Origin of the sequence: Pseudarthrobacter sp. CC4, from assembly GCF_048957775.1 — a bacterium.
In the GTDB taxonomy this organism is placed as follows: domain Bacteria; phylum Actinomycetota; class Actinomycetes; order Actinomycetales; family Micrococcaceae; genus Arthrobacter.
Genome location: NZ_JARCCZ010000001.1, coordinates 156,260 through 180,215, shown reverse-complemented (window position 1 = coordinate 180,215; position 23,956 = coordinate 156,260). Strand labels below are relative to the sequence as shown.

Here is a 23,956-nt window from a genome sequence, read left to right as displayed (position 1 = left end):
GGATGCACTACTTCATTCCACGGGCAACGCCCCCGCTTCGCCGTGCCGCCGCAGCGCTGCTTGCCCTGCTCCTGGCTGCCTGCTGCCTGGGTACCGGCCTTTTCGCCGCTCCCGCAGCGCACGCGGACGAATGGCGGGACAAGCAGTACTGGCTTCCTGAGTCCGGCATCACCAAGGCCTGGGAAGTTTCCAAGGGTGCGGGGGTCAAGGTGGCCATCATCGACAGCGGCATTGACGCGCAGCACCCTGACCTGAAGGGCGCCGTGATCGGCGGCTACGACGCCTCCGGCTCGGGCCAGCCGGACGGACAGAAAAGCGTGGGCGTGAAGCCGGAACACGGCACCCTGGTGGCCACGATGCTTGCCGGACGCGGACACCAGCCGGCCAGTGCCAGCCCCAGCCCGGCGCCCGGCCCGGCCGGCCTGCCCCCGGAAGGAATCGTAGGCGTGGCACCCGAGGCGCAGCTCCTCTCCGTCTCCACGTGGCTGGGTTCCACCAACCCCTCCGGCAAGAGCGACCAGGACCAGATCCCGGAAGCTGTCCGCTGGGCGGTGGACAACGGGGCAAAGGTCATCAATATCTCGCTCGGCAGCACCACTCCGCAGTGGCCCCAGAGCTGGGATGCGGCGTTCCTTTACGCCGAGCAGAAGGACGTGGTCATCGTTGCGGCTGCCGGAAACCGGGTGGGCGGCAACATCCAGGTGGGGGCTCCGGCCACCATCCCCGGCGTCCTCACGGTCGCCGGCCTGGACCGCAAAGGCGTGGCCAGCGTTGACGCCTCCTCCCAGGGCATCAGTATCGGCGTGGCCGCCCCGGCGGAGAACCTGCTGGGCGGCCTTCCGGGCGGTGGCTACGCCGAATGGGCCGGAACGTCCGGCAGTGCCCCCATTGTTTCCGGCGTGGCGGCACTGATCCGCTCCAAGTGGCCGGCCATGAGCGCAGAGCAGGTGATCAACAGGATTGTGTCCACGGCCAAGGATGCCGGGGCGCCGGGGAAGGATCCGCTGTACGGCTTTGGCGTGCTGAACGCCGAGGCGGCGCTGAAGGACGATGTCCCGGAAGTCACCGGCAACCCGCTGGGGTCCATCGCCGAATGGATCAGGGTCCACCGCAGGGGAAACCTGGCTTCTCCCGCGCCGCTGCCCACCACCGACGTTCCCAGCGCAGTCCCCACGCTGCCCGAAGCAACGGTGCCTGCAGCTGAGGCGCCCTCGAAGCGTGACAGTGCCATCGGCGCCGCCGTCGTCATTGGCTTTGCCGTGCTGTTCGTGGCGATCATCGCGGCCGCCGCGGTCCAGCTGCGCCGGGCCGCCAGGAACCCCGCCCTGCTCAGTGAAGAAGCGGAAACGGGGGCTGTCCAAAGGGTGGAATCCCGCGGAAAACCTGAGATTACGGGCCGAACTCCCAGTTAGTGAAGATTTTCACAAACTGTTGTATTCTTAAACCCATGGCAACCACCCCAGAGCTCCAGGACCGTCCCAGGGTACTCGTCGTCGGCGGCGGGTACGTCGGCCTGTACGTAGCACTCAAACTGCAGAAGAAGATCGCGAATGCCGGTGGCATCGTCACCCTCGTGGATCCACTGCCCTACATGACCTACCAGCCCTTCCTCCCTGAGGTAGCCGGCGGAAACATCGAGGCCCGCCACGCTGTGGTCTCCCACCGCAAGCACCTCCAGCAGACCGAACTGATCCAGGGCCGCGTTACCTCGATCGACCACGAGAACCGCACCGCGGTTGTGGCTCCCGCCGACGGCGGGGCTCCCTTCGAGGTTCCGTACTTCGACGTCGTCCTGGCGGCCGGCGCCATCACGCGTACGTTCCCCATCAAGGGACTCGCGGACAAGGGCATCGGCCTGAAGACCATCGAGGAAGCGGTTGCCCTCCGCAACAAGGTCCTGGAGCGCATCGAACTGGCCTCCACCATGACCGATCCCGCTGCCCGCGCCAAGGCCCTCACCTTCGTGGTGGTCGGCGGCGGCTTTGCCGGCATCGAATGCATCACCGAGATGGAGGACCTCGCCCGGGCCGCCGTCCGGAACAACCCGCGCATCAAGCAGGAGGAAGTCCGCTTCGTCCTGGTTGAGGCCATGGGCCGGATCATGCCCGAGGTCACCGCCAAGCAGGCTGAGTGGGTTGTGGAGCACCTCCGCAGCCGCGGCATCGAGGTGCTCCTGAACACCTCGCTGGACAGTGCCGAAGGCACCCTCAAGCTCATCAACCTTCCGGACAAGTCCCCGGCCCAGGAGTTCGAAGCGGACACCCTCGTGTGGACCGCCGGCGTGCAGGCCAACCCCATGGTCCGCTCCACCGATTTCCCGCTCGAGCCCCGCGGCCGCGTCCGCGTCCTGCCGGACCTCCGCATCGCCGGTGACGAAGGCATCATCGAGAACGCCTGGGCCGCCGGCGACGTCGCGGCTGTTCCGGACCTCACCGGCAAGGGCCTCCCGGACGGCACCTGCGTCCCCAACGCCCAGCACGCCCTCCGCCAGGCCAAGCGCCTCGCCAAGAACCTGTGGGCTTCCCGCTGGGACAAGCCGCTCAAGGACTACAAGCACAAGAACCTGGGCGCTGTAGCCGGCTTCGGTGAGTGGAAGGGCGTCGCCAACATCAACCTGGTTGGCAGCATCGGCCTCAAGGGCGGCCTCGCGTGGCTTGCGCACCGCGGCTACCACGGCCTCGCCATGCCCACGTTCGAGCGCAAGTTCCGCGTGATCCTGAACTGGGTCATCGCCTTCTTTGCCGGCCGCGACACCACCCAGCTCATGGACCTGGACAACCCCCGGGGCGCCTTCGTGGCAGCAGCCGCCCCGGCACCCAAGCCGGCGGCTGCGCCGGCTCCGGCACCCGCTCCGGAGCCCGCCGCTGTGCCCGCCGGATCCGGTTCCACGGCGACGGCACCTGCCGCTGCCGAAGCCAAGGAAACCGTTTCGGCCAAGGCCAAATAGCGCCTGCGCCGCGCCCTGCGCTGCAACGTCCGACGGCGGCTGTCCCCTTCCAGGGGGCAGCCGCCGTTTGCGTGGGCCCGGCAGGATGTGTCCGGGCCGGCCGCACTTCCCGCCGACGGCGTTGCCCGGCTTCTAGACTGGCACCATGACTGGCGAAAAAAACCTCGAGGCACTGTTGGCCGGGATGCATCCGGTACAGCGCGACGGCGAATACGTCTACGTGCTTTGGCCCTACGGGAGGGCGCTGGTGGAGGGCATTGAGGCGGCAGTCCGCGAGGCGGAAGGCCTGACGGTGGTGCTGCCCCGGGCGGTGGCGGACAGGGAAGGCCTGCCCTACGACTTCGTGGGTGCGTGGATCACCCTGCAGGTGCATTCCGCCCTGGAGGCTGTAGGCCTCACCGCTGCCGTCAGCAAGGCGCTCACCGAGGCAAGGATCAGCTGCAACGTGCTGGCCGGCTTCCACCATGACCACCTGCTGGTGCCGGTGGCGGATGCGCCCCGGGCCCTGGAGGTCCTTGCCGAGCTTTCCGCGCGGAGCCGGCAGGCGCCGCCGTCGGAGTTGGTGCTGCGGGACGAAACGCCGGAGGACCGGGAAGCGATACTGGCCCTCACGGCTGATGCCTTCGCCGTCTCGCCGGTCACGGGGTTGCCCGTGGAGGGTGAGCCGGTGGAGGTGCGGGTACTGCGCGGGCTTTTCGGGTCGGAGGAGTACTTGCCGGAGTTCAGTGTGGTGGCGGTCCAGGACGGCAGAGTGGTGGGCCACGTCATCAGCACCCGGGGCTGGGTGGGCGATCACCCGCTGCTGGGCCTGGGTCCCCTCGGGGTCACGCCGCGGCTCCAGCGGCACGGGATTGGTTCGGCGCTCATGAAGGAGACAATCAGCCGGGCGAACGCTGCCGGGGAGAGCGGCATCGCCCTCCTTGGCAGCCCCGCGTATTACTCCCGGTTTGGTTTTGTCCCCGCCACGTCGCTGGGGGTCCTGCCGCCCGAGGCATCGTGGGGAGACCACTTCCAGCTGCTGCCGCTCGCGCTCTGGCCGGGTGGAGTCCACGGCACCTTCCGGTACGCCGAACCGTTCAGGCTCGTCTGACGGGATACCATTGACCGGGCGCCCCAGTAGCCCAATTGGCAGAGGCAGCGGACTTAAAATCCGCGTGTTGTGGGTTCGAGTCCCACCTGGGGTACAAAAGCAGGCCAAGGGCCCAAGAAACGGAAGCCGTCCGCACGCAGCGGGCGGCTTCCGGCGTTTAATTCCACATATGCAACTACTGTTATAAGGATGTGACCTCAGTCACTTATCTTCCCCGTGTATATGCATTAGCTTGAAACTAAATCAGGAACACCTGGTTTTTTCGTGTCAAAGGCCGTTCGCACCTTTAGATCGAGGAGCTCGTAAATGACTTTATTCCCCCAGGCGGGAACCCGTGTTGCCAAGCTGACAGCGCTTGGCATCGGCGTTGCCTTCATGGCAACGGCATGCGGCGGTTCGTCCACACCCACGGCAACCGAATCTTCCGCCACCGGATCTGCGGCAGGAATCGCGTGTCCGGCAGCTGAGGGCGGCGGAGGCGCGGCCGCCAGCCAGGCTGCCGACACCCCCTCGGTGCCGCCGTCAACCGCCACTACTGAAACCCCGCTGCGGATTGGCTCGCTCCTTCCCACCACCGGCTCGCTGGCCTTCCTCGGCCCGCCCGAAATCGCCGGCGTCAACCTTGGCATCGAGGAAGTCAACAAGGCGGGCGGCGTCCTGGGCAAGCCGGTCGAAGTAATCCACCGCGACTCCGGTGACACCAAGACCGACATCGCCACGCAGTCCACGTCCGCGTTGCTGGGCCAGGGGGTCAGTGCCATCATCGGTGCAGCGTCCTCAGGTGTATCCAAGACGGTCATCAACCAGATCACCGGCGCCGGTGTCATCCAGTTCTCACCGGCCAACACCTCCCCGGACTTCACCACGTGGGATGACAAGGGCCTGTACTGGCGTACAGCGCCTTCCGACGTTCTCCAGGGCAAGGTGCTCGGCAACTACATGGCCACCTGCGGCGCCCAGACCGTGGGCATGATCGTCCTCAATGACGCGTACGGAACCGGGCTGGCCAAGAACATCAAGTCGGCCTTTGAATCGGCCGGCGGCCAGGTTGTGGCGGAGGAGCTCTTCAATGAGGGCGATACCCAGTTCAGCAGCCAGGTGGACAAGGTCATTGCCGCCAAGCCGGACGCCATCGCCCTGATCACCTTTGACCAGGCCAAGAGCATCGTCCCGCTGATGACGGGCAAGGGCGTCAAGCCCACCCAGATGTTCCTGGTGGACGGCAACACCTCCGACTACAGCAAGGACTTCCAGGCGGGCACCCTGAAGGGCGCGCGGGGCACCATCCCGGGCACCTTCGCCCAGGAGAACTTCAAGAAGAAGTTGCTGGCCATCGACCCCGCCCTGAAGGACTACAGCTACGCCGGTGAATCCTACGATGCCGTCAACCTGATCGCGCTGGCAGCCGAGTCGGCGAAGAGCACCAAGGGCGTGGATATTGCAGCCAAGCTCAAGGAAGTCTCTCAAGGCGGCGAGAAGTGCACGTCCTACGCCTCCTGCGTCACGCTGATCCGTGCGGGCAAGGATGCGGACTATGACGGCCAGTCCGGCCCGGTGACGTTCTCTGACGCCGGTGACCCGACGGAAGCCTACATCGGCATCTACGAGTACCAGGATGACAACAAGTACAAGGCAGTCAAGGAAGAGTTCGGCAAGCTCTAACAGCCCCGCCTGATACACAAAGGAGCCCCCGTCCAAGAGGACGGGGGCTCCTTTGCGCGGTGGTGCTATTCGACGGTGTCGGCCAGCGTCCCGAGGTAGAGCTGGATGACTTTGGGGTCCTTCATCAGCTCGCGGCCGGTGCCGGTGTAGGCGTCCCGGCCCTGGTCCAGGACGTAGGCGCGGTCGCAGATCTGCAGGCAGCGCCGGGCGTTCTGTTCCACCATGATCACCGAGACCCCTGCGCGGTTGATCTCATGGACGCGCAGGAAGGTCTCGTCCTGTTTGACGGGGGAGAGGCCCGCGGAGGGCTCATCAAGCAGCAGCACGGCCGGGTCCATCATCAGGGCACGGCCCATGGCCACCATCTGGCGTTCGCCGCCGGAGAGCGAGCCGGCCCGCTGCGCGCGCCGCTTGCCCAGTTCCGGGAACAGGCCGGCCACGAAGTCGAACCGTTCGGCGAAATCCTTGGGCCGCTGGAACATGCCCATCTGCAGGTTTTCCTCGATGGTCAGCGTGGCGAACACATTGTTGGTTTGCGGGACGAAGCCCACCCCGCGGGACACCAGCTTGTTAGCCTTCAGCCCGGTGATGTCCTGGCCGCGGACCACCACCGTGCCCGAATGGACCTTCACCAGGCCGAACATCGCCTTCAGGAGGGTGGACTTGCCGGCGCCGTTGGGGCCGATGATGCCGATCAGTTCGCCTTTGCGGGCCTCGATGCTGCAGCCGTTGAGGATATTGACTCCCGGCAGGTATCCCGCCACAAGGTCGGTGACCTTGACCACCGAATCCCCGTCAATGACCGGGTGTGCGGCCGGTGCCGCGCTGGTGCTGCTCATTGGCTGTCCTTCCCTGTGTTGCCTGTGTCCGTGCTGCCGTGGCGGCCCCGGGCCCCGCCCGGGCGGTCCTCGTCCGCCTCCTTGGCCACAACGTCGAGCGAGATGATGCCCGCATTTTCCGTTCCGACGATCGATTCCTCGTCCGCAACAAGTTCGGCTGCAAGCTCCTTGAGGCCTTCGGAGTCACCGAGGTCGACGTCGTGGTGTGCACCCAGGTAGGCGTCGATGACGGCAGGGTTCTTCATCACTTCGCCGGGCGGGCCTTCCGCGACCACCTTTCCCTCGGCCATGACCACAACCCAGTCTGCGATGTGGCGGACCATATGCATGTCGTGTTCCACGAACAGGACTGTCATGCCTTCGGCTTTGAGGTTCTTGATGTGGTCCAGCAGCGACTGTGTCAGGGCCGGGTTGACGCCTGCCATGGGTTCGTCAAGCATCACCAGCTTGGGCCGCACCATGAGGGACCTGGCCATCTCCAGGAGCTTGCGCTGGCCGCCGGACAGCGACGCCGCGTAGTCGTCCTTCTTGGCGTCGAGCTTGAACTTCTCCAGCAGCACGTCGGCTTCGCCGGTGATTTGTTTCTCCCGGCCGCCCCACATGCCTTTGAACAGCGCCTTGGACAGCCGCTCGCCGGGCTGGTTTGCCGCACCGAGGCGCATGTTTTCCATCACGGTCAGCTTGCCCATGACCTTGGTGAGCTGGAAGGTGCGCACCATGCCCATCCGCGCCACCTTGTAGGGAGACACTCCGGCGAGGCTCTTGCCTTCGAACTGCCACTTACCGGTATTGGGTGTGTCAAAGCCGGTGAGCAGGTTGAAGAGGGTGGTCTTGCCTGCGCCGTTGGGGCCGATGAGCGCCGTGATCTTGTGGCGGGGGATTTCGAGGTACTCGACGTCCACCGCATTGATGCCGCCGAAGCTGCGGGTCACGTTTTCCGCCACCACGATGGGGTCGCGCTTTTTGCAGCCGGGCCCCACTTCTCCGGCCGCGATGGGCCGGGTGTCGGTCATGTAGTCCAACTCGCCCGTACCGGCCGGTGTGGGTTCTTCGCTGTGCATGCTCATGCGAACGCCAGCTCCTTCTTGTTTCCAAAGACGCCCTGGGGCCTGAAGATCATCAGCAGCATCAGGGCGACGCCAACCAGGATGTAGCGCAGCTGGCCGGCCTGGACCGTGTTCAGCCACGTGATGGCCCCTGACTCGATCAGGCCGTAGAGGATGCCTTGGGTCAGTGACAGCACGACCCAGAAGATCATCGCGCCGATGACCGGTCCGAGCACGGTGCCCAGGCCTCCCAGCAGGAGGCAGGTGTAGAGGAAGAACGTCAGCTCAGTGCCGTAGTTGGCCGGCTGCACCGCTCCGCGGGGGAGGGTGAAGATCATGCCGGCGAGTGCGCCAAGGACGCCGCCGATAATGAGTGCCTGCATCTTGTAGGCATAGACGTTCTTGCCCAGGGACCGGACCGCGTTCTCGTCTTCGCGGATGCCCTTGAGGACGCGTCCCCAGGGGCTGCGCATCAGCAGCCACACCAGGGTGCAGCAGAGGGCCACCAGTGCCCAGCCCACCACGCGGATGAAGAAGTCTCGGTTGTTCATGCCGAAATAGGAGCCCTCAGGGAACGGGTTCATTGCGTAGAACCCGCCTTCGAAGGCCGCCAGCCCGTTGGCCGATCCCGTCACCGAGGTGAGCTGGTTGGTGGTCACGATGTACCGGACGATTTCCGCCGCTGCAATGGTCACGATGGCGAGGTAGTCTGCCCGGAGCCGCAGGGTGGGAATGCCGAGAAGCAGCGCAAAAATTGCGGAGGCAATGATGGCGATCAGCAGTCCCACGAAGAACGGGACACCGAAGGTGAGGGTGGAGATGGCGAAGCCGTAGGCTCCCACCGCCATGAAGCCGGCCTGGCCGAAGTTCAGCAGGCCGGAGTAGCCGAAGTGCACGGCGAGCCCGAGCGCGGCCAGGGCGTATGCGGCCGTCGTCGGGCTGAAAATTTCACTTGCAGCGCTGGCAAGAATGAATCCAAAATCCATGGCTGTCTCCTAACCCACGCGCTCGCGCCGGCCCAGGATTCCCTGCGGCCGGAACAATAGGACAACGATCATGATGAACAGGGCACCCACGTACTTAAGGTCCGCGGCAAGGCCGAACACGGTGGTCAGCTCCACGAAGATGCCCACGATGACGGAACCGATCAGGGCGCCGAAGACCGTGCCGAGGCCGCCCAGGGTGACGCCGGCGAAGATCAGCAGGAGGATGGCCGAGCCCATGTCGAAGGTGACGCCGGGACGGTAGTAGGCCCAGAGGATGCCACCCAGGGAGGCCAGCATGCCGCCGGTGATCCAGACGATCCGGATGACGGAGTCGACGTCGATGCCCGAGGCGGCCGCAAGGGCCGGGTTGTCGGCTACCGCACGGGTTGCCTTGCCCAGCCTGGTCTTCAGCAGCACGATGCCGATCAGGGCGATCACCACGGCGCTGATCCCGAGGGACCAGAGGTTGTTGGGCGAGATGGAAACCGGGCCCAGCTGGATTTCGGGGCTCTGTGCGAACGGCAGCTGCTGGGTGGCACCGCCGAAGTAGAACTGGATGACATACCGGACGGCAAGTGCAAGTCCGATGCTGACGATCATCATGGGCACCAGGCCGGTGCCGCGCCGGCGCAGCGGCCGCCACAGGCCCCGGTCCTGGGCATATCCGAACAGGCCGCCGCCCAACAGGGACAGGATCAGGGCCAGCCAGAAGGGAAGACCGATGGCGTTGAAGGCAAACACCAGCACCGCTCCAAGGGTGACCATCTCGCCGTGGGCGAAGTTGGTGAGCCCGGTGGTGCCGAAAATCAGGGACAGGCCAACTGAGGCGAGGGCAAGGAGAAGGCCGAAGCTCAGGCCGGCCACGAGGCGGTTGAGCAGGTTTTGGCCGAAGTCCTGCTGCTGCACCACGATGCCCTTGCCGAAGGCGAAGATCACAGACAGGTTTGAGGTCTGGCTGAAGGTCACCTGGCGCGGATTCTCCTGGCCATCAGCCAGCTTGATGCCCTCGGGAAGGGTCGATTCGTCCAGTTCCACCGTGTACGTGCCCTGATCGGGGACGCCGATGTTCCAGGATCCGTTCGCGGACGATTTGGCCGTACCGGTGAAGCCGTCCTTCTTGGCCGTGATGGTCACATCCGCCAGGGGTGCGCGGGTGTCATCGCGGAGAAATCCACTGATGTTGTTTTGGAATGTCTGGTTCGACGGGGATGGTGTCGGAGCCGGGGAAGTGGCCTGCGATGCCGGTGCTGCCACGAGAAGGATTGCCAGGATGGAGGCGCTTACGGCTCCCATTAACCTCAGCAACCCACGGCGTCCTCCGGCCGGCCGGCCTTGGGGTGTACTTCTCAAATTGAAAAACCTCCACTTGGGGGGCGGTCTCGGCTGCGCCTTTGCAGCCGTTGCGAACGGATGCAGGGAGGGGATGGTGCCAATCTGGCGCGGCACCGCACGTGTGTGAGTTCCGTCACCCTGCTTGGCTTATGGTACAGCGCGGATGTTGCGGGAAATGCCGAGGTTCAGGCGCCGATGGTAGCGATCGGATAACAACTCCGCCGTCCTGACGGGGGCGGGGAACTTTCACGGGTGCAATTACGTGAGAATTGGTACCGTAAACCTTAAGGTTTCAACACATCCCTATGGAGGAATCCAGCAATGGCACTTGGCGGCAACCCGATCTTCAACGGAAAAAGCTTCCGTGGAGCCACCCAGGCACCGCCTGTCCCGCAGGCTCCCTACGGACACGCGCCCTATGGCCAGCAGCCGTCCGGGCAGGCACCCTACGGCCAGCAGGCATATGGCCAGCCACAGAACATGACCACTGAGCAGCTGCAGCAGATGTACAGCCAGCCCGCTGCGGGCCCGGCGGACACCGGCAGGATGACCTTCGACGACGTCATCGTCAAGACCGCCGCCTGCCTCGGAGTGCTGCTCGCCGGTGCCGCGGTGACAATGTTCGTCAGCATGGGCCTGGCTTCGCTCCTGATGATCGTTGGCGCGCTGGGCGGCTTCGTGCTTGCCCTGGTCAACACTTTCAAGAAGCAGCCGTCGCCGGCACTGATTCTTGCCTACGCAGGCCTTGAAGGCCTCTTCCTCGGCGGCCTCACCCGGGTCCTGGACACCATGTACCCGGGAGTGGGGCTTCAGGCTGTGCTCGGCACGCTGTCCGTGTTCACGGTGACGCTGCTCCTGTTCAAGAGCGGCAAGGTGCGCGCCACCCCGAAGGCCATGAAGTTCTTCATGATCGCTTTGGTTGGCTACGCCCTCTTCTCCGTCGTGAACCTCGTCATGATGATGACCGGCCTGACATCGGAACCCTTCGGGCTGCGCAGCGGCATCATCGGCGTCGCCATCGGCATCCTGGCCATCGGCCTCGCGGCATTCTCCCTGGTCATGGACTTCACCAGCATCGAGGAGGGCGTCCGCAATGGCGCTCCCCAGCGCTTCTCCTGGACGGCCGCATTCGGCCTGACGGTCACGCTGGTATGGCTCTACGTGGAGATCATCCGCCTGCTGTCCATCCTGCGCGGGGAAGAGTAGCGCACAAGGCGGCAACCGACGTCGGACCTTCCCAATAGCTGAGGGCCCCACCGTATGGTGGGGCCCTCAGCAGTTAACCGCACTGGGGCCGGCGCTAGGCGATCCGCCGGGCTCCCGCCGCGGGCGAGACCGCGAAGATGTCCGGCGCCTTGAAGCCGGCATCCGCGAAAGCAGTGGCGACGGCGTCACGCACCTTTTGCTCCAGGGCCACCGGGGTGAGCGCTATGGCCGCCCCGCCGAATCCGCCCCCGGTCATCCGTGCACCGATGGCGCCGCCGGCGCGGGAAGCGTCCACTGCCAGGTCCAGCTCGGGGCAGGAGATCTCGAAGTCGTCCCGCATGGACGTGTGGCTGGCATCCAGCAGGGGACCAATGGCCGCTGGCCCTTGGCTTGCCAGGAGCTCCACAGTCTGGAGTACGCGATCGTTTTCCGTGACCACGTGGCGGACGCGCCGGAACGTGACGTCATCCAGGAGGTCGCCGGCTTCCTCCAGATCGCCCACCTGCACGTCACGGAGCGCCTTGACCCCCAGCACCTCCGCGCCGAGTTCGCAGGATGCCCGCCGGGAGGCGTAGCCGCCGTCGGCATGCGAGTGCGAGACCTTGGTGTCGATCACGAGCATCACCAGGTCCGCCGGCCCTGTCTCGAAGGGAACCAGGCGCACGTTCTGGTCGCGGCAGTCGAGGAAGACCGCGTGGCCTTCCGAACCGCGGAGCGAGGCGGACTGGTCCATGATCCCTGTGGGAGCGCCGACGAACTCATTCTCGGCACGCTGTGTGGCCAGCACCATTTCGCGGGCTTCGAGCCCGGCCCCGGTCAGATCGTTCAGTGCCGAGATGACCGCACATTCAATCGCGTGGGAGGAGGACAGTCCGGCTCCGAGGGGGACATCCGAGTCCAGCAGCAGGTCAACGCCCGGGACAGCGATGCCTCGCTGTTGCAGGGCCCACATCACGCCGAGCGGGTATTTGGTCCATCCTTTGGCGGAGCCCGGCTCCAGGGAATCCAGCGTGGTGCTTACCATGCCTTGGTCGCCGTAGGTGGAGAGCAGGCGCACGGAGGAATCGGGACGGACCCTGACGGCCACCCGGGCGGTGCGGTCGATGGCGAAGGGCAGGACGAAACCCTCGTTGTAGTCCGTGTGCTCGCCGATTAGGTTTACGCGGCCCGGCGCTTGCCAGATTCCGTCCGGAGCGCCGCCGAATTCCCGCGAAAACCGTGCTGCAAGGTCCTGGGTCCCGGCAGGCGCGCCCGTGGCCAGGGGATCCGGTGCGAGGTTCACGCGTGCGCTCCTTCAGGTGCGGCCGCTGCGGCGGCGGGGGTGGTGGAAAGCGGAAGGGTCACCGCGCGCAGCCGCTCCGCGACACTTTCCGGGGTGGTGTCATTGATGAAGGCGCCCATGGCAGCCTCCGATCCTGCCAGGTACTTCAGCTTATCGGCCGCCCTCCGCGGGGAGGTCAGCTGGAGGTGGAGGTAGCCGGCGGGCCGCAGGACCGGATCCAGGGGAGCCTGGTGCCAGGCCGAAATGTACGGGGTTGGCGTGGGGTAGAGGCCGTCCACCCGCCGGAGCAGATCGAGGTAGACGCACGCGAGTTCGTCCTTCTCCTCGCCGCTCAGCGCCGCGAGGTCCGGGACATGGCGGTGGGGCACCAGGTGGATTTCGAGCGGCCAGCGGGCGGCAAAGGGAACGTACGCGCTGAAGTTCTCCCCTTCCAGGACCATCCTGCTTCCGTCCTCCCGCTCGGAACGCAGCAGTGAGCCGGTGAGGGTGTCGCCACCGCCCTGGGTATCGTAGAACCTTCGTGCTGCGGCGCCGAGGACGCCCGCGCGGGGGGTGATGTAAGGGTAGGCGTAGATTTGTCCGTGGGGGTGGTGGAGCGTTACTCCAATGTCCGCCCCACGGTTTTCGAAGGGGAAGACCTGCTTGATTCCGGGCAGCTCGCTCAGGGCCTGCGTTCGCTGCGCCCAGGCCTCGATGACGGTACGGGACCGCTCTTCGCCCAGTTCGCTGAATGATCCGGTGTGGGCGGGGGTGAACGCCACTACCTCGCAGCGTCCGTACGCGGGACCCTTGGTACCCCACGATGCCTCGCCCGGTATCGGGCCCAGCGCGGGGCCAAGTGAGGGGAAGCGGTTTTCAAACACCACCACGTCGTAGTCCGAAGCGGGGATTTCAGAGGGGTTGCTGGGGGTGGTGGGGCAGATCGGGCACTGGTCCGCCGGCGGGAGGTGCGTTCGGGTCTGCCGGTGCGCGGCGACGGCAACCCACTCATCCGTCAGTGCGTCGTAGCGGACCTCGCCCGGTTCCCCCCTCGGGGGAAGTCCCCGGTGGTCGGTGGTGAATTCGGCGGCTCGCGGCTTGGGAGTTCCGGCGTCATCGAAATAGATGAGCTCCCTGCCGTCGGAGAGCGTGGTGCTCGTGATAGCTGTCATGAAAAAAGTGTGACACGTTCGATCAAAAAAGAATAGTTAACAACAAAATATAACATCGAGCCTGCTGCGGGCACGTGTCCGGCCGGGGTACGGTGTTGCCCATGACTTCCAGTTATCCCCATGAATCCAACAGCGAGCCTGGCCTGCGGAGCTATGCCACCGGCAGGCAGTATGAGCTCCGCCGCGGCGATGCCCTGGCCGTGGTCACCGAACTTGCCGCCGGCCTGCGGTCTTTCAGCAGGGGAGGAACGCTCCTGACGGAAACCTACCGTGACGACCAGATCGCACCCGGCGCTGCCGGCATTACGTTGGCGCCGTGGGCCAACCGCGTGGAGGACGGCAAGTGGTTCCTGAACGGGAAAAAGCAGCAGCTGGACATCACCGAGGTGGCCAGGAACAACGCCAGCCACGGGCTGCTCCGCAATTCCGCCTATGCCCTAGTGGACGAGTCAGAGCACTCGGTTACCTTGGAGGCCACCATCTTTCCGCAGCACGGGTACCCCTTCCTGGCGCGGCACCGCGTGCAGTACCAGCTCGGGGATGACCTGGGGCTGGTGGTCCGCCAGACCCTGCTCAACGATGCCAAGGAGCCGGCACCCTTCGTCCTGGGCGCCCACCCTTACCTGCGGCTGGGTGACACGCCCGTCGAGGACCTGGTGCTGACCGTTGCTGCCGACACGCGCCTGGTGGCTGACGAGCGCCTCATCCCGCGCAGCACGGCAGCCGTCCAGGGCGAGACCGATTTCCGGGCCGGGCAGAACATCGCGGCCCTCGCCGTGGACGTCGCGCTGACAGGCCTGCACTTCGAAGCAGGGAAAGCCCGCCACACGCTCGCGGGGAAGGACGGCAGGAACGTGAGCCTCTGGCAGGACGAAGCCTGCCAATACGTCCACGTCTTCGTCAGCACCGAGTATCCCGGACGCAGCCGCGCGGTGGCCGTTGAACCCATGACCGGGCCGGCCAACGCCTTCAACTCCGGGGACGGCCTGCGCTGGCTGAACCCGGGTGAGTCCTTCACCATCGAATGGGGGATTGACTACACTCCGGGCAGCGAAGGGTAGCGGTTTCCGAATAAGCCCCGGCTGGGGAAGTATTATGCTATGACGCCAGCAGAGGATGCCGTTACCTCCCCCAGCCCTTCCCCAAGCCAGCAACTGTCTGCATTGAACCAGCCCCTGCGGGTCCTTGCGGACCGTGAACTGGACCGCGACATACCCTACGGCGTGCGGATCGCGGCGTCCTGGGCCTGGCGCCTGGGACTGATCCTCCTGGTGGGAGGTGCGCTGGTCTGGCTGCTGAGCAGGATCAGCTTCCTTATCATTCCGGTCATGGTGGCTGCCTTGCTCGCCGGGCTCCTGAGCCCGGTGGTGCGATGGCTCAAGAAAAACAGGCTGCCGTCCGGGCTGGCTGTGGCCGTCACCGTGCTGGGCTTCATCGGCCTGATCGCAGGATCCCTGGCGCTGGTGGGCAGGCAGCTGGTCGCCGGTTTCGGGGAGCTCTGGTCCGAGGCGCTCGCCGGGGTCAAGCAGATCCAGGACTGGCTGGCTGACGGGCCGCTCCATGTCACGGCAGACCAGATGGACCAGTACCTGAGGGAAGCCACCACCGCCCTGCAAAACAACACCAGCAGCATTGTCAGCGGGGCCCTGTCCTTCGGCAGCACGGCGGGGCACTTTGCTGCCGGTCTCATCCTGGCGCTGTTCATCCTGATTTTCTTCCTCCTGGAGGGGGACCGGATCTGGGCGTTCCTGGTCCGTTTGCTCCCCAGGAAGGCCAGGGCGGCAACGTTCGGTGCCGGGCGCAAGGGTTGGGCGTCAATGGTCAGCTACGCCCGCATCCAGATGTTTGTGGCCTTCGTTGACGCGGTAGGGATCGGAGTGGGCGCCGCCATTATCGGCGTCCCCCTGGCGCTTCCCTTGAGCGTGCTCGTTTTCATCGGTTCGTTCATCCCGATCGTCGGCGCCCTCGTGACCGGCGCCATCGCGGTCCTGCTGGCACTGGTGGCCAACGGCCCCATCAACGCCCTGATCATGCTCGGCATCGTCCTGCTCGTCCAGCAGTTGGAAAGCCACATCCTCCAGCCGCTCGTCATGGGCAAGGCCGTGGCACTGCACCCGGTGGCAGTGATCCTCTCGGTGGCAGCGGGATCCTACCTTGCCGGCATTCCGGGCGCCCTCTTTTCGGTGCCCATCCTCGCCGTCGCAAACACTGCCATTCGCTACATCGCCGCCAGAACGTGGGAACATGAACAAGTGCCGGCATTCACCGGAGAGCCTTTGACGGCGGGCGCCGGAGTGGACAACACCATCCGGGACGTCCAGCCGCCGGCAGTACTCAGCCGCGGCAAGGGCGCCGCCGCCGGCACGAAAGCAGAACAACCTGATGCCCCTCCCGCTGCGGAACGGGGCGCCGGGGCCGAACCCAAAGGAGAATAGTCCGTGAACATCCTCGAAACCCTTCCCGTCACGCTGGACGATGTCCTGGAGGCGCAGAAGCTGCTCGACGGGATTATTGCGCGGACGCCGGTGGAATCATCCCGCGCCCTTGGAACCATGGTGGGCGGGGATGTCTTCTTCAAGTGCGAAAACCTCCAGCGGGCCGGATCGTTCAAGGTCCGCGGCGCGTACGTGCGCATGGCGCGGCTTTCCCCCGAGGAAAAGAAGCGCGGAGTGGTGGCTGCTTCTGCCGGCAACCATGCCCAAGGCGTGGCCGTTGCCGCCAAGAGCCTGGGAATCAAAGCCCGCATCTACATGCCGCTGGGCGTGGCGCTGCCTAAGCTGGCGGCCACCCGCAGCCACGGCGCCGAGGTGATCCTCCACGGCCACAACGTTGACGAGGCGCTCGCCGAGGCCCAGCGCTACAGCAACGAGACGGGAACCGTTTTTGTCCACCCCTTCGACAACGTGGACGTGGTGGCGGGCCAGGGCACGCTGGGCCTGGAAATCCTCGAGCAGGTTCCCAACGTGGACACCATCCTCATGGGCGTCGGCGGCGGAGGGCTCCTGGCCGGGGTCGCCGTCGCTGTCAAGGCCAGGGCCAAGGAACTCGGGCGGAACATCCGCATCATCGGGGTCCAGGCCGAAAACGCCGCCGCCTATCCTCCCTCCCTCGCCGCGGATGCCCTGGTGCCCCTGAAGAAGGTCTCCACCATGGCTGACGGCATCGCCGTCGGCCGGCCCGGGCAGCTCCCCTTCAGCATCATCCGTGAGCTCGTCGATGACGTGGTGACGGTCAGTGAAGACTCGCTGGCCCGCGCACTGATCTTCCTGCTGGAACGCGCCAAGATGGTGGTGGAGCCCGCGGGTGCAGTTGGCGTGGCAGCGCTGATGGACGGCAAGATCGAGAACCCGGGAACCACGGTAGCGGTCCTGTCCGGCGGCAACATCGACCCCATGCTCATGCTCAAGGTCATCCAGCGGGGCCTCTCCGCGGCTGGGCGCTACATGACGGTCCGCATGATGCTCGATGACCGCCCCGGTTCGCTGGCCACCATCGCCAGGATCATCGCCGAAAACGATGCCAACGTCACCGGCCTGGACCACACCCGCGTGGGTGGCGCCATCAGCATGGGGGACGTGTCCATCACGGTGAACCTTGAAACCAAGGGCCACGAGCACGGGGAACAGGTGCTCAGCGCCCTGCGTGCCGAGGGCTTCCAGCCCATCGTGGTGCACTAGGACGCCCCATGGCCGGACTGGCGGGAAACGGGAGCCTCGGGCAGCGGCGGACAGTCGCCGCCCGGGCCAAGGGCGGGCTGCTCGTGCTGGGCAGCTTCGTGGTGTTCCTCTTCGTCATCGAACTGTTCAACATGGTGATGCTGCGCTCGCTCAACGCGACGTTCGGACTCCGGCCCAGAACCGCCGACGGGCTGCTGGACATCTTCACTTTCCCGCTCCTGCACGCCAACCTGAACCATCTCCTGTCCAACAGCCTGCCCCTGGTCATCTTTGGCTTCCTGGTGTTCCTCTCGGGGCTCCGGGTATTCCTGACTGCCCTGGCCTTCAGCTGGCTGGGATCCGGCCTCACCGTGTGGCTGATTGGCGACGGCGGCATCACAGTGGGAGCGTCAGGCCTGGTGTTCGGCCTGTTTGCCTTTCTCCTGGTCCGGGGATTCATCAACCGCAGCTGGCGGCAGATCCTCCTGGCCGTGGTCCTCTTCATGGGGTACGGGAGCATACTGCTGGGCGTCCTGCCCATCGTGGCAGGCTACATCTCATGGCAGGCGCACCTCGGCGGGGCGGCCGGGGGAGTGGTGGCCGCCCTCCTGCTTCGCCGCCGCAGCCAGGCCATGGGTCCGGCGATCTAGGTTCCTGACGCTTAACTGGAAACGCCGGCCGCCCCTTTCGGGACGGCCGGCGTCTCCAGGATATGGACGGCTATGCAGCGTAAGGCTTGGCGGAGAGGATCTCCACCTTGATGTCCTTGCCGTTGGGAGCCGTGTAGCTCAGGGTTTCGCCTTCCTTGTGTCCAAGAATGGCTGCCCCCAGGGGTGACTTCTCGCTGAACACGTCAAGATCGGAATCGCCGGCGATTTCGCGGGAACCGAGCAGGAAAGTCTCTTCGTCGCCCGCGATCCTGGCAACGACGATCATGCCGGGCTCCACGATCCCGTCGTCCGCGGGAGCCGCGCCGACGTGGGCGTCACGGAGCAGCGCGGTCAGCTGGCGGATGCGGGCCTCGATCTTGCCCTGCTCCTCCTTGGCTGCGTGGTAGCCGCCGTTCTCCTTGAGGTCACCCTCCTGCCGGGCTGCTTCAATCTTCTGGACGATCTCTGCCCGGCCAGCGCCGGAAAGGTGGTCCAGCTCTGCCTTCAGGCGGTCAAAAGCTTCCTGGGTGAGCCAGGCTGCAGCTGCGCTGTTGGTGGTAGACACGGACTTCTCCTCTTGTGGTCCTACATGCAAAAGACCCCGCCACGGTGGCCACTTGTGGAACAGTAACCAGCTCAGCGGGGTAAAGGTATGCCTTCATTGTAGTCAATCCCTTGGAGTTAACCCAACAACGAAGCGGCGCACGTCACATGCTCCGGCCACTTTTTCAGGCGCCGGCCCCAGGCAACACCGGACTTATGTGTCAGCGGCCCAGCAGCTGTCCACCACCCCGGAGACGGACAGTGACTCCGTGCGTACGGGCACCCTCTGCGCAACTGTGCGGCCGCCGTCGGCTGTTCCGTCGGCCTGTGCGGGCGGAATGTCCACGACCTTCCACCCCACCACCGCGAACTTGGAGTCCAGTGCCTTAACGGCGCACTTGACGGCGGTTCCGGGCTCGCGCGTCACCTGGAAGTCAACTTCCGCAAGCGTGGCGTCCGTGGTGCTGTAGCCAATGTCCTTGAACGAAACGTCGGACAGCGACTGGGAGGTGGAAACCCAGGCGAGGAACCCGATTCCCGCGGCCAGCGCCGCACCGCCGATGGCGCGCCTGGCTCCTGGCTGCAGCCTGCGCTTTTTAGCACCATAGCGATTGGCTAGGCTAGTGTTTGCGGGCGCGGATTGGGCCGGCTGGTCCGGGGAAGTCACCAGACCAGTTTAGTGCCCTTTCCGGCGGAAGCTTGTTGGTCCCAGCCCGGGCCAGCGTCCGCCCGCCCAAGTGATCCGTCAAGCGCCCACAGGCCGCAGAAAAGAATAAGGAGCCGTCCCTCGATGACAGCGTCCAGCACCTCCCCGGCGCCGCTACGGCTGCTCGCGGTCCACGCCCATCCGGACGATGAGTCCAGCAAGGGCGCTGCGACGATGGCCAAATACGCCGCGTCCGGCGTGGACGTCCTGGTGGCCACGTGCACCGACGGGTCCCGGGGAGACATCCAGAACCCGGCAGTTGAGGGGGAGCCGCACCCCAAGCGGGACATGGCCGGCGCCAGGCGCCTGGAAATGGAACGGGCAGCGGCCATCCTGGGCATCAGGCAGCGGTGGCTGGGCTTCGTGGACTCGGGCCTGCCCGAGGGCGACCCGCTTCCGCCGCTTCCCGCCGGATCCTTCGCCACCCTGCCCCTGCACCAAGCGGCTGCGCCCCTGGTGCGGCTGGTCCGGTCCTTCAGGCCGCATGTCATCCTCAGCTACGACGAAAACGGCGGATACCCCCATCCGGACCACATCATGGCCCACCGGGTGGCAGTGGAAGCCTTCGAGTCCGCCGGTGACGGTTCGCGCTATCCGGACGCCGGCGAGCCCTGGGAACCCAGCAAGCTCTACTACGACAGGGCATTCAGTCCGGAGCGTTTCCGGGCACTGCATTTTGCCCTGGAGGAGGCAGGCCTCCAGTCTCCGTACGCCGAGCGGCTGGCAGCGTGGCTCGAAGCGGACGCGGAGGGCCATACCCCGCCTCCCGCCACCCACCCCACCACTACCCAGGTGGACTGCGGGGACTTCTTCGAAGTACGCGACGACGCGCTCCGGGCCCACAGGACCCAGGTGGACCCGTTGGGGTTCTTTTTCGCCGTCTCGCCCGAGATGCAGCGCCGGGCCTGGCCGTGGGAGGACTACTCCCTGATTCACTCCAGGGTTCCCTCGGAGCTCCCCGAGCGGGATCTGTTCGCGGGGCTAAGATAGAAGCAGCCGGCAATTTCTATGTCGCGTAGAAGATAGGGTCCGGCGCCTCGCCGTCCCGCCACGGCTTCTGCCACCCGCACCACAGAAGGTATACAACCGTGCATCACCTGCTCCTCAGCCTGGCCACCACCCCCACGCCCCTGCCCACGCCCACGCTGCGTGAGGGGATTTCCGAGGACCAGGTGACGCCCGGCCTGCTGGGCTTCATCATGACGGCGTTCTTCGTGGTTGCCACCGCACTGCTGATCGTGGACATGGTCCGGCGCATCCGGCGCGTGCGGTACCGGGCACAGGTGGAAGAGGACCGCATTGCTGCCGCAGCCGCGGCGGACGTGGAGGCGGCGGACGCCGCCGAGGATGCGTCCGGCGGGCAGGCGCCCGGCACCGTGCAGGGAACGGCCGACGGCGGGACAGGGCCCGTGCAGGGAGACCAGCGGCACTGACCATCCGCACCGGCTTCCCATGGAGTGCGGAGCCATTCGTCCGCGGTGTTCGGCCGCGCTAGCTGAGGACCGCCATGGCTATGGCCGTGAAGTGTGCCGCGAAGGCCACCACGGTCAGGGCGTGGAACAGCTCGTGGAAGCCGAAGTGGTGGTAGCTGATGTTCGGTTTTTTCAGCGCATAGAACACGGCTCCGGTGATGTACAGGATGCCGCCCACGCAGATGAGGACAGCCGATGGAATGCTGGCCTGGAAGAATTGCGGCAGGTAAACGAGGGCGCCGCAGCCCAGGGCTATGTAGATGGGTACGTAGAGCCAGCGCGGGGCATCCGTCCACAGAAGCCGGAACAGCACCCCGAGGATGGCCCCGGACCAGATGACCCACAGTAGGAGGACCGCCTGGGGGCGCTCCAGCAGGGTCCAGGCCAGGGGCGTGTAGCTGCCGGCAATCACCAGCATGATGTTCGTATGGTCCAGCCGCTTGAGGACGATCTTAACCCTTGGCGACCAGTTGCCCCGGTGGTACACCGCGCTGACTCCGAACAGCAGGACGCCCGTTGCCGCGTAGACGGCGGATGTAATTTTGCGGTCCGCCGTGGGGGCAAGAACCACCAGCACGATTCCTGCCGCCAGTGCGAGCGGCGCCGTAACGGTATGGATCCAGCCCCGCCATTTCGGCTTGATCATCAGGAGTTCGGCCAGCCGGACGGCGGCGTCGTCCACAGCGTTTGTTTCGTGGCCTGATTCCGCCCTGCTGTCCTTGCGCTGCGGCGTCCGCGGGGCGTCCGGGGTGTCGCTGTTCATGCTCCCAGAATAACCTACGCCGCAGTAAGTTACTGATGAGTAGCTATGTGCGGAACGGCCTTCCGGAGCACGTCTGCAGGTCCTGGCCGCTCCGGACGGTAGCCTAGGATGTGCAAGTACGTACAGCAAGGAAGTCAGGTGAGTGAGCGCGTGGAGTTGCCCGGGTTCCTCTACGGCTTCTACGAGCGCAGGCTGCTCAAGGACCTTCCGCGTGACCGGATACCCCGGCACATCGGCGTGATGGTGGACGGGAACCGCCGGTGGGCGAAGCAGTTCAATGCCCCCACCAGCCAGGGCCACCAGGCGGGCGCAGACAAGATCCACGAGTTCCTTGGCTGGTGCCAGGAACTCGGGGTCAAAGTGGTCACCCTGTACATGCTGTCCACCGACAATATGAACAGGTCCAGTGAGGAACTGGACCTGCTGATGGGCATCATCGCCAACACCCTGGACCGCCTGGACGAGGACGCCAACATCTCGGTCCATGCGATGGGAGCCCCGGAGCTCCTGCCCGATTACCTGGCAGAACGGCTCAACAAGCTGACGGCGCGGACTCCCGTCAGGGAGAAGATCCATGTCAACGTGGCCGTGGGATACGGCGGCCGGCGGGAGATCGTCGACGCGGTGCGGGAACTCCTCCACGATGCCGTGGCGAGGGGAGCGGACATCTCCCAACTGGCCGACGACCTCTGCGTGGACGACATTTCCCGGTTCCTGTACACCCGCGGCCAGCCGGACCCGGACCTGGTGATCCGCACATCGGGGGAGCAGCGGCTCTCCGGCTTCCTGATGTGGCAGAGCGCCTACAGCGAGTTCTACTTCTGCGAGGCCCTGTGGCCCGCATTCCGCAAGGTGGACTTCCTGCGGGCCCTGCGCGACTACGCGGGCCGGCAGCGCCGCTTCGGCTCCTGACACATCCGGTTAATCACGAATTCATAGTCCCGCAACAGGAATCGCCGCGTAATGGTTGCGGAAATTAGTTGGCGTGGATTTACGTTATATCCATCAGCAGGCAAAACCGCCGGCTGATCGGGGAGGCCAGTACATGGAGCGAAACATCGCACCGGTTGTATGGGAGGCCGGACCCGGCCTCGTGGCCGAGCCGCCTCACCAATAACAATTCCGGGCTGGTGCCCGGGGCTGGAGTCGATGTGGCTACTTCTGAACAACTGCCCGAGGTCCTTTCCGACCAGGGAGAGAAAGCTACCTCTCGCGCCATGCGAGCCACCATACAAACCGGTGCGGCAGAAGATGCCGCGGCCGGTTTTGCTGTCTCCGGAAGGGAAGCCGCCATTAACACCTTCGTCATCGACACCTCCGTCCTGCTCTCCGACCCCCGTGCGCTGCTCCGCTTTGCGGAACACGAGGTGATCGTCCCGGTGGTAGTCATCACGGAACTGGAAGCGAAACGGCACGACCCCGAGCTTGGCTACTTCGCCCGGAAGGCGCTCCGGCTGCTCGACGACCTTCGGGTCAAACACGGCGGACTCAACCAGCCCATTCCCATCGGCGACGACGGCGGCTCCCTGATGGTGGAGCTCAACCACATCTCCTCCGAGGTCCTTCCGCTGGGATTCCGCAGCGGCGACAACGACAGCCGGATCCTGGCCGTGGCGAAGAACCTCGCCAACGAGGGCCGCAACGTCACCGTTGTGTCCAAGGACCTTCCGATGCGCGTCAAGGCCTCCGCCATGGGCCTCACCGCCGACGAATACCGCAACGAGCTGGTGAAGGATTCAGGCTGGACCGGCATCGCCGAAGTGGAAGTCGGCGAACAGGAGATCTCCACGCTGTACGGCCACGAGCCCGTCTTCATCCCCGCCGCCGCGGAGATGCCGGTCAACACCGGACTCGTGCTGCTCTCCAACCGCGGCTCCGCCCTGGGCAGGGTGGGGGCAGACAAGCAGGTCCGGCTCGTCAAAGGCGACCGCGACGTGTTCGGGCTCCACGGACGGTCCGCGGAGCAGCGGCTGGCCATCGACCTGCTGATGGATCCCGCCGTCGGCATCGTCTCCATCGGCGGCAGGGCAGGCACCGGCAAGTCCGCCCTTGCTTTGTGCGCCGGCCTGGAAGCAGTGCTGGAACGCCGCGAGCACCGCAAGGTCATCGTGTTCCGGCCCCTCTACGCGGTGGGCGGCCAGGAACTGGGCTACCTGCCCGGCTCCGAATCCGAAAAAATGAACCCTTGGGCGCAGGCGGTTTTCGACACCCTCGGCGCACTGGTCAGCCAGGAAGTAGTGGAGGAGGTCATGGACCGCGGCATGCTCGAGGTCATGCCGCTCACCCACATCCGCGGACGCTCCCTCCACGACGCCTTCGTGATCGTTGACGAAGCCCAGTCCCTCGAGAAGAACGTCCTGCTCACCGTCATGAGCCGCATGGGCCAGAACTCAAAGGTCGTGCTGACCCACGACGTCGCCCAGCGCGACAACCTCCGCGTCGGACGCCACGACGGCATCGCCGCCGTCGTCGAAACCCTGAAAGGACACCCGCTCTTCGGCCACATCACCCTGACCCGCTCCGAAAGGTCCCCGATCGCAGCCCTGGTCACCGAACTCCTCGAAGGCTAAGCGGGGGTGCCCGGGTGCCCCTTCCCCTGCGTGCTGGCTCCTCCGTCGCCTTTGA

The 23,956-nt window shown here is 65.6% G+C and carries 22 protein-coding genes and 1 tRNA gene; 14 read left to right on the top strand and 9 right to left on the bottom strand.

The window, feature by feature from the left end:
- The first annotated feature begins 2 nt into the window (after positions 1 to 2).
- The 5 genes from PV768_RS00710 (at position 3) to PV768_RS00690 (ending at position 5,699) form a co-directional block, all read left to right on the top strand.
- Positions 3 to 1,412, top strand: a complete 1,410-nt coding sequence (locus PV768_RS00710; RefSeq protein WP_157238744.1) for a S8 family serine peptidase — start codon at positions 3 to 5, stop codon at positions 1,410 to 1,412.
- Between the two features lie 35 nt (positions 1,413 to 1,447).
- Positions 1,448 to 2,947 (top strand): NAD(P)/FAD-dependent oxidoreductase, encoded by a 1,500-nt coding sequence (locus PV768_RS00705; RefSeq protein WP_157238743.1) that lies wholly within the window; start codon positions 1,448 to 1,450, stop codon positions 2,945 to 2,947.
- A gap of 145 nt (positions 2,948 to 3,092) precedes the next feature.
- Complete coding sequence (locus tag PV768_RS00700; RefSeq protein WP_421091966.1) at positions 3,093 to 4,037, top strand: N-acetyltransferase; 945 nt, start codon at positions 3,093 to 3,095, stop codon at positions 4,035 to 4,037.
- 20 nt (positions 4,038 to 4,057) lie between these two features.
- Positions 4,058 to 4,131, top strand: a tRNA-Leu gene (locus PV768_RS00695).
- A gap of 212 nt (positions 4,132 to 4,343) precedes the next feature.
- On the top strand, positions 4,344 to 5,699 hold the full coding sequence (locus PV768_RS00690) for an ABC transporter substrate-binding protein (RefSeq protein WP_157238741.1): 1,356 nt from the start codon (positions 4,344 to 4,346) through the stop codon (positions 5,697 to 5,699).
- A gap of 65 nt (positions 5,700 to 5,764) precedes the next feature.
- Here PV768_RS00690 and PV768_RS00685 read toward each other — a convergent pair whose 3' ends face one another.
- The 4 genes from PV768_RS00685 to PV768_RS00670 are packed head-to-tail and all read right to left on the bottom strand — an operon-like array spanning position 5,765 to position 9,863.
- Complete coding sequence (locus tag PV768_RS00685; RefSeq protein ID WP_157238740.1) at positions 5,765 to 6,538, bottom strand: ABC transporter ATP-binding protein; 774 nt, start codon at positions 6,536 to 6,538, stop codon at positions 5,765 to 5,767.
- Positions 6,535 to 7,605, bottom strand: a complete 1,071-nt coding sequence (locus tag PV768_RS00680) for an ABC transporter ATP-binding protein (protein WP_157238739.1) — start codon at positions 7,603 to 7,605, stop codon at positions 6,535 to 6,537. The genes PV768_RS00685 and PV768_RS00680 overlap by 4 nt, the downstream gene beginning before the upstream one ends.
- The gene (locus PV768_RS00675) at positions 7,602 to 8,570 is read right to left on the bottom strand and encodes a branched-chain amino acid ABC transporter permease (RefSeq protein ID WP_157238738.1); all 969 of its coding nucleotides are present in this window, start codon (positions 8,568 to 8,570) and stop codon (positions 7,602 to 7,604) included. The genes PV768_RS00680 and PV768_RS00675 overlap by 4 nt, the downstream gene beginning before the upstream one ends.
- 9 nt (positions 8,571 to 8,579) lie before the next feature.
- Positions 8,580 to 9,863: a branched-chain amino acid ABC transporter permease gene (locus PV768_RS00670; protein WP_321215719.1), complete on the bottom strand. Its 1,284-nt coding sequence runs from the start codon at positions 9,861 to 9,863 to the stop codon at positions 8,580 to 8,582.
- A gap of 360 nt (positions 9,864 to 10,223) precedes the next feature.
- Here PV768_RS00670 and PV768_RS00665 point away from each other — a divergent pair, with 360 nt between their 5' ends.
- A complete protein-coding gene (locus tag PV768_RS00665; protein ID WP_421091965.1) occupies positions 10,224 to 11,108 on the top strand; it encodes a Bax inhibitor-1/YccA family membrane protein in 885 nt (294 codons plus the stop codon).
- Positions 11,109 to 11,202: 94 nt separating this feature from the next.
- On the opposite strand, the gene galK is transcribed toward PV768_RS00665, so the two are convergent.
- Both galK and galT read right to left on the bottom strand, forming a co-directional pair.
- A complete protein-coding gene (galK, locus tag PV768_RS00660; RefSeq protein ID WP_421091964.1) occupies positions 11,203 to 12,390 on the bottom strand; it encodes a galactokinase in 1,188 nt (395 codons plus the stop codon).
- Positions 12,387 to 13,541: a galactose-1-phosphate uridylyltransferase gene (gene galT / locus PV768_RS00655; protein WP_421091963.1), complete on the bottom strand. Its 1,155-nt coding sequence runs from the start codon at positions 13,539 to 13,541 to the stop codon at positions 12,387 to 12,389. Before galT ends, galK begins: the two co-directional genes overlap by 4 nt.
- Positions 13,542 to 13,642: 101 nt before the next feature.
- On the opposite strand from galT, the gene PV768_RS00650 reads away from it, so the two are divergent.
- From PV768_RS00650 to PV768_RS00635, 4 genes are read left to right on the top strand one after another with little or no spacing between them, the layout of a single operon-like run.
- Positions 13,643 to 14,602 (top strand): aldose 1-epimerase family protein, encoded by a 960-nt coding sequence (locus PV768_RS00650; RefSeq protein ID WP_323056229.1) that lies wholly within the window; start codon positions 13,643 to 13,645, stop codon positions 14,600 to 14,602.
- Between the two features lie 39 nt (positions 14,603 to 14,641).
- Complete coding sequence (locus tag PV768_RS00645) at positions 14,642 to 15,976, top strand: AI-2E family transporter (protein WP_421091962.1); 1,335 nt, start codon at positions 14,642 to 14,644, stop codon at positions 15,974 to 15,976.
- A gap of 3 nt (positions 15,977 to 15,979) precedes the next feature.
- Positions 15,980 to 17,218 carry a threonine ammonia-lyase gene (gene ilvA, locus PV768_RS00640; RefSeq protein ID WP_323056228.1) on the top strand — a complete coding sequence of 413 codons (1,239 nt, stop codon included), beginning with the start codon at positions 15,980 to 15,982 and terminating at the stop codon, positions 17,216 to 17,218.
- A gap of 8 nt (positions 17,219 to 17,226) precedes the next feature.
- The gene (locus PV768_RS00635; protein ID WP_157238733.1) at positions 17,227 to 17,847 is read left to right on the top strand and encodes a rhomboid family intramembrane serine protease; all 621 of its coding nucleotides are present in this window, start codon (positions 17,227 to 17,229) and stop codon (positions 17,845 to 17,847) included.
- A 70-nt stretch (positions 17,848 to 17,917) separates the two neighbouring features.
- On the opposite strand, the gene greA is transcribed toward PV768_RS00635, so the two are convergent.
- Both greA and PV768_RS00625 read right to left on the bottom strand, forming a co-directional pair.
- Positions 17,918 to 18,412 (bottom strand): transcription elongation factor GreA, encoded by a 495-nt coding sequence (gene greA / locus PV768_RS00630; protein ID WP_321215725.1) that lies wholly within the window; start codon positions 18,410 to 18,412, stop codon positions 17,918 to 17,920.
- Positions 18,413 to 18,604: 192 nt separating this feature from the next.
- Positions 18,605 to 19,057 carry a DUF4307 domain-containing protein gene (locus PV768_RS00625; protein WP_321215726.1) on the bottom strand — a complete coding sequence of 151 codons (453 nt, stop codon included), beginning with the start codon at positions 19,055 to 19,057 and terminating at the stop codon, positions 18,605 to 18,607.
- A gap of 123 nt (positions 19,058 to 19,180) precedes the next feature.
- On the opposite strand from PV768_RS00625, the gene mca reads away from it, so the two are divergent.
- Entirely contained in the window at positions 19,181 to 20,086 is a 906-nt protein-coding gene (mca, locus tag PV768_RS00620; RefSeq protein ID WP_421091961.1) for a mycothiol conjugate amidase Mca, read from the top strand.
- 98 nt (positions 20,087 to 20,184) lie between these two features.
- The gene (locus PV768_RS00615) at positions 20,185 to 20,529 is read left to right on the top strand and encodes a hypothetical protein (RefSeq protein WP_421091960.1); all 345 of its coding nucleotides are present in this window, start codon (positions 20,185 to 20,187) and stop codon (positions 20,527 to 20,529) included.
- Between the two features lie 58 nt (positions 20,530 to 20,587).
- Here the strand turns inward: PV768_RS00615 and trhA are convergent, their stop codons facing one another.
- The gene (trhA, locus tag PV768_RS00610; RefSeq protein ID WP_421091959.1) at positions 20,588 to 21,331 is read right to left on the bottom strand and encodes a PAQR family membrane homeostasis protein TrhA; all 744 of its coding nucleotides are present in this window, start codon (positions 21,329 to 21,331) and stop codon (positions 20,588 to 20,590) included.
- A 150-nt stretch (positions 21,332 to 21,481) separates the two neighbouring features.
- Here trhA and PV768_RS00605 point away from each other — a divergent pair, with 150 nt between their 5' ends.
- Positions 21,482 to 22,243, top strand: coding sequence for an isoprenyl transferase (locus PV768_RS00605; protein ID WP_321216230.1), 762 nt, complete (start codon positions 21,482 to 21,484; stop codon positions 22,241 to 22,243).
- Between the two features lie 239 nt (positions 22,244 to 22,482).
- Positions 22,483 to 23,901, top strand: a complete 1,419-nt coding sequence (locus tag PV768_RS00600) for a PhoH family protein (protein WP_321215728.1) — start codon at positions 22,483 to 22,485, stop codon at positions 23,899 to 23,901.
- The last annotated feature ends 55 nt before the right edge of the window (positions 23,902 to 23,956 follow it).

Excerpts from the sequence above, each read along its gene's own strand:
- mca (WP_421091961.1), top strand. The coding sequence starts at position 19,181 with ATGACAGCGTCCAGCACCTCCCCGGCGCCGCTACGGCTGCTCGCGGTC.
- PV768_RS00710 (WP_157238744.1), top strand. The coding sequence starts at position 3 with ATGCACTACTTCATTCCACGGGCAACGCCCCCGCTTCGCCGTGCCGCC.
- PV768_RS00650 (WP_323056229.1), top strand. The coding sequence starts at position 13,643 with ATGACTTCCAGTTATCCCCATGAATCCAACAGCGAGCCTGGCCTGCGG.
- PV768_RS00700 (WP_421091966.1), top strand. The coding sequence starts at position 3,093 with ATGACTGGCGAAAAAAACCTCGAGGCACTGTTGGCCGGGATGCATCCG.
- trhA (WP_421091959.1), bottom strand. The coding sequence starts at position 21,331 with ATGAACAGCGACACCCCGGACGCCCCGCGGACGCCGCAGCGCAAGGAC.
- PV768_RS00670 (WP_321215719.1), bottom strand. The coding sequence starts at position 9,863 with ATGGGAGCCGTAAGCGCCTCCATCCTGGCAATCCTTCTCGTGGCAGCA.
- PV768_RS00680 (WP_157238739.1), bottom strand. The coding sequence starts at position 7,605 with ATGAGCATGCACAGCGAAGAACCCACACCGGCCGGTACGGGCGAGTTG.
- PV768_RS00635 (WP_157238733.1), top strand. The coding sequence starts at position 17,227 with ATGGCCGGACTGGCGGGAAACGGGAGCCTCGGGCAGCGGCGGACAGTC.
- PV768_RS00705 (WP_157238743.1), top strand. The coding sequence starts at position 1,448 with ATGGCAACCACCCCAGAGCTCCAGGACCGTCCCAGGGTACTCGTCGTC.
- PV768_RS00685 (WP_157238740.1), bottom strand. The coding sequence starts at position 6,538 with ATGAGCAGCACCAGCGCGGCACCGGCCGCACACCCGGTCATTGACGGG.
- PV768_RS00665 (WP_421091965.1), top strand. The coding sequence starts at position 10,224 with ATGGCACTTGGCGGCAACCCGATCTTCAACGGAAAAAGCTTCCGTGGA.
- PV768_RS00675 (WP_157238738.1), bottom strand. The coding sequence starts at position 8,570 with ATGGATTTTGGATTCATTCTTGCCAGCGCTGCAAGTGAAATTTTCAGC.
- PV768_RS00645 (WP_421091962.1), top strand. The coding sequence starts at position 14,642 with ATGACGCCAGCAGAGGATGCCGTTACCTCCCCCAGCCCTTCCCCAAGC.
- PV768_RS00690 (WP_157238741.1), top strand. The coding sequence starts at position 4,344 with ATGACTTTATTCCCCCAGGCGGGAACCCGTGTTGCCAAGCTGACAGCG.
- galT (WP_421091963.1), bottom strand. The coding sequence starts at position 13,541 with ATGACAGCTATCACGAGCACCACGCTCTCCGACGGCAGGGAGCTCATC.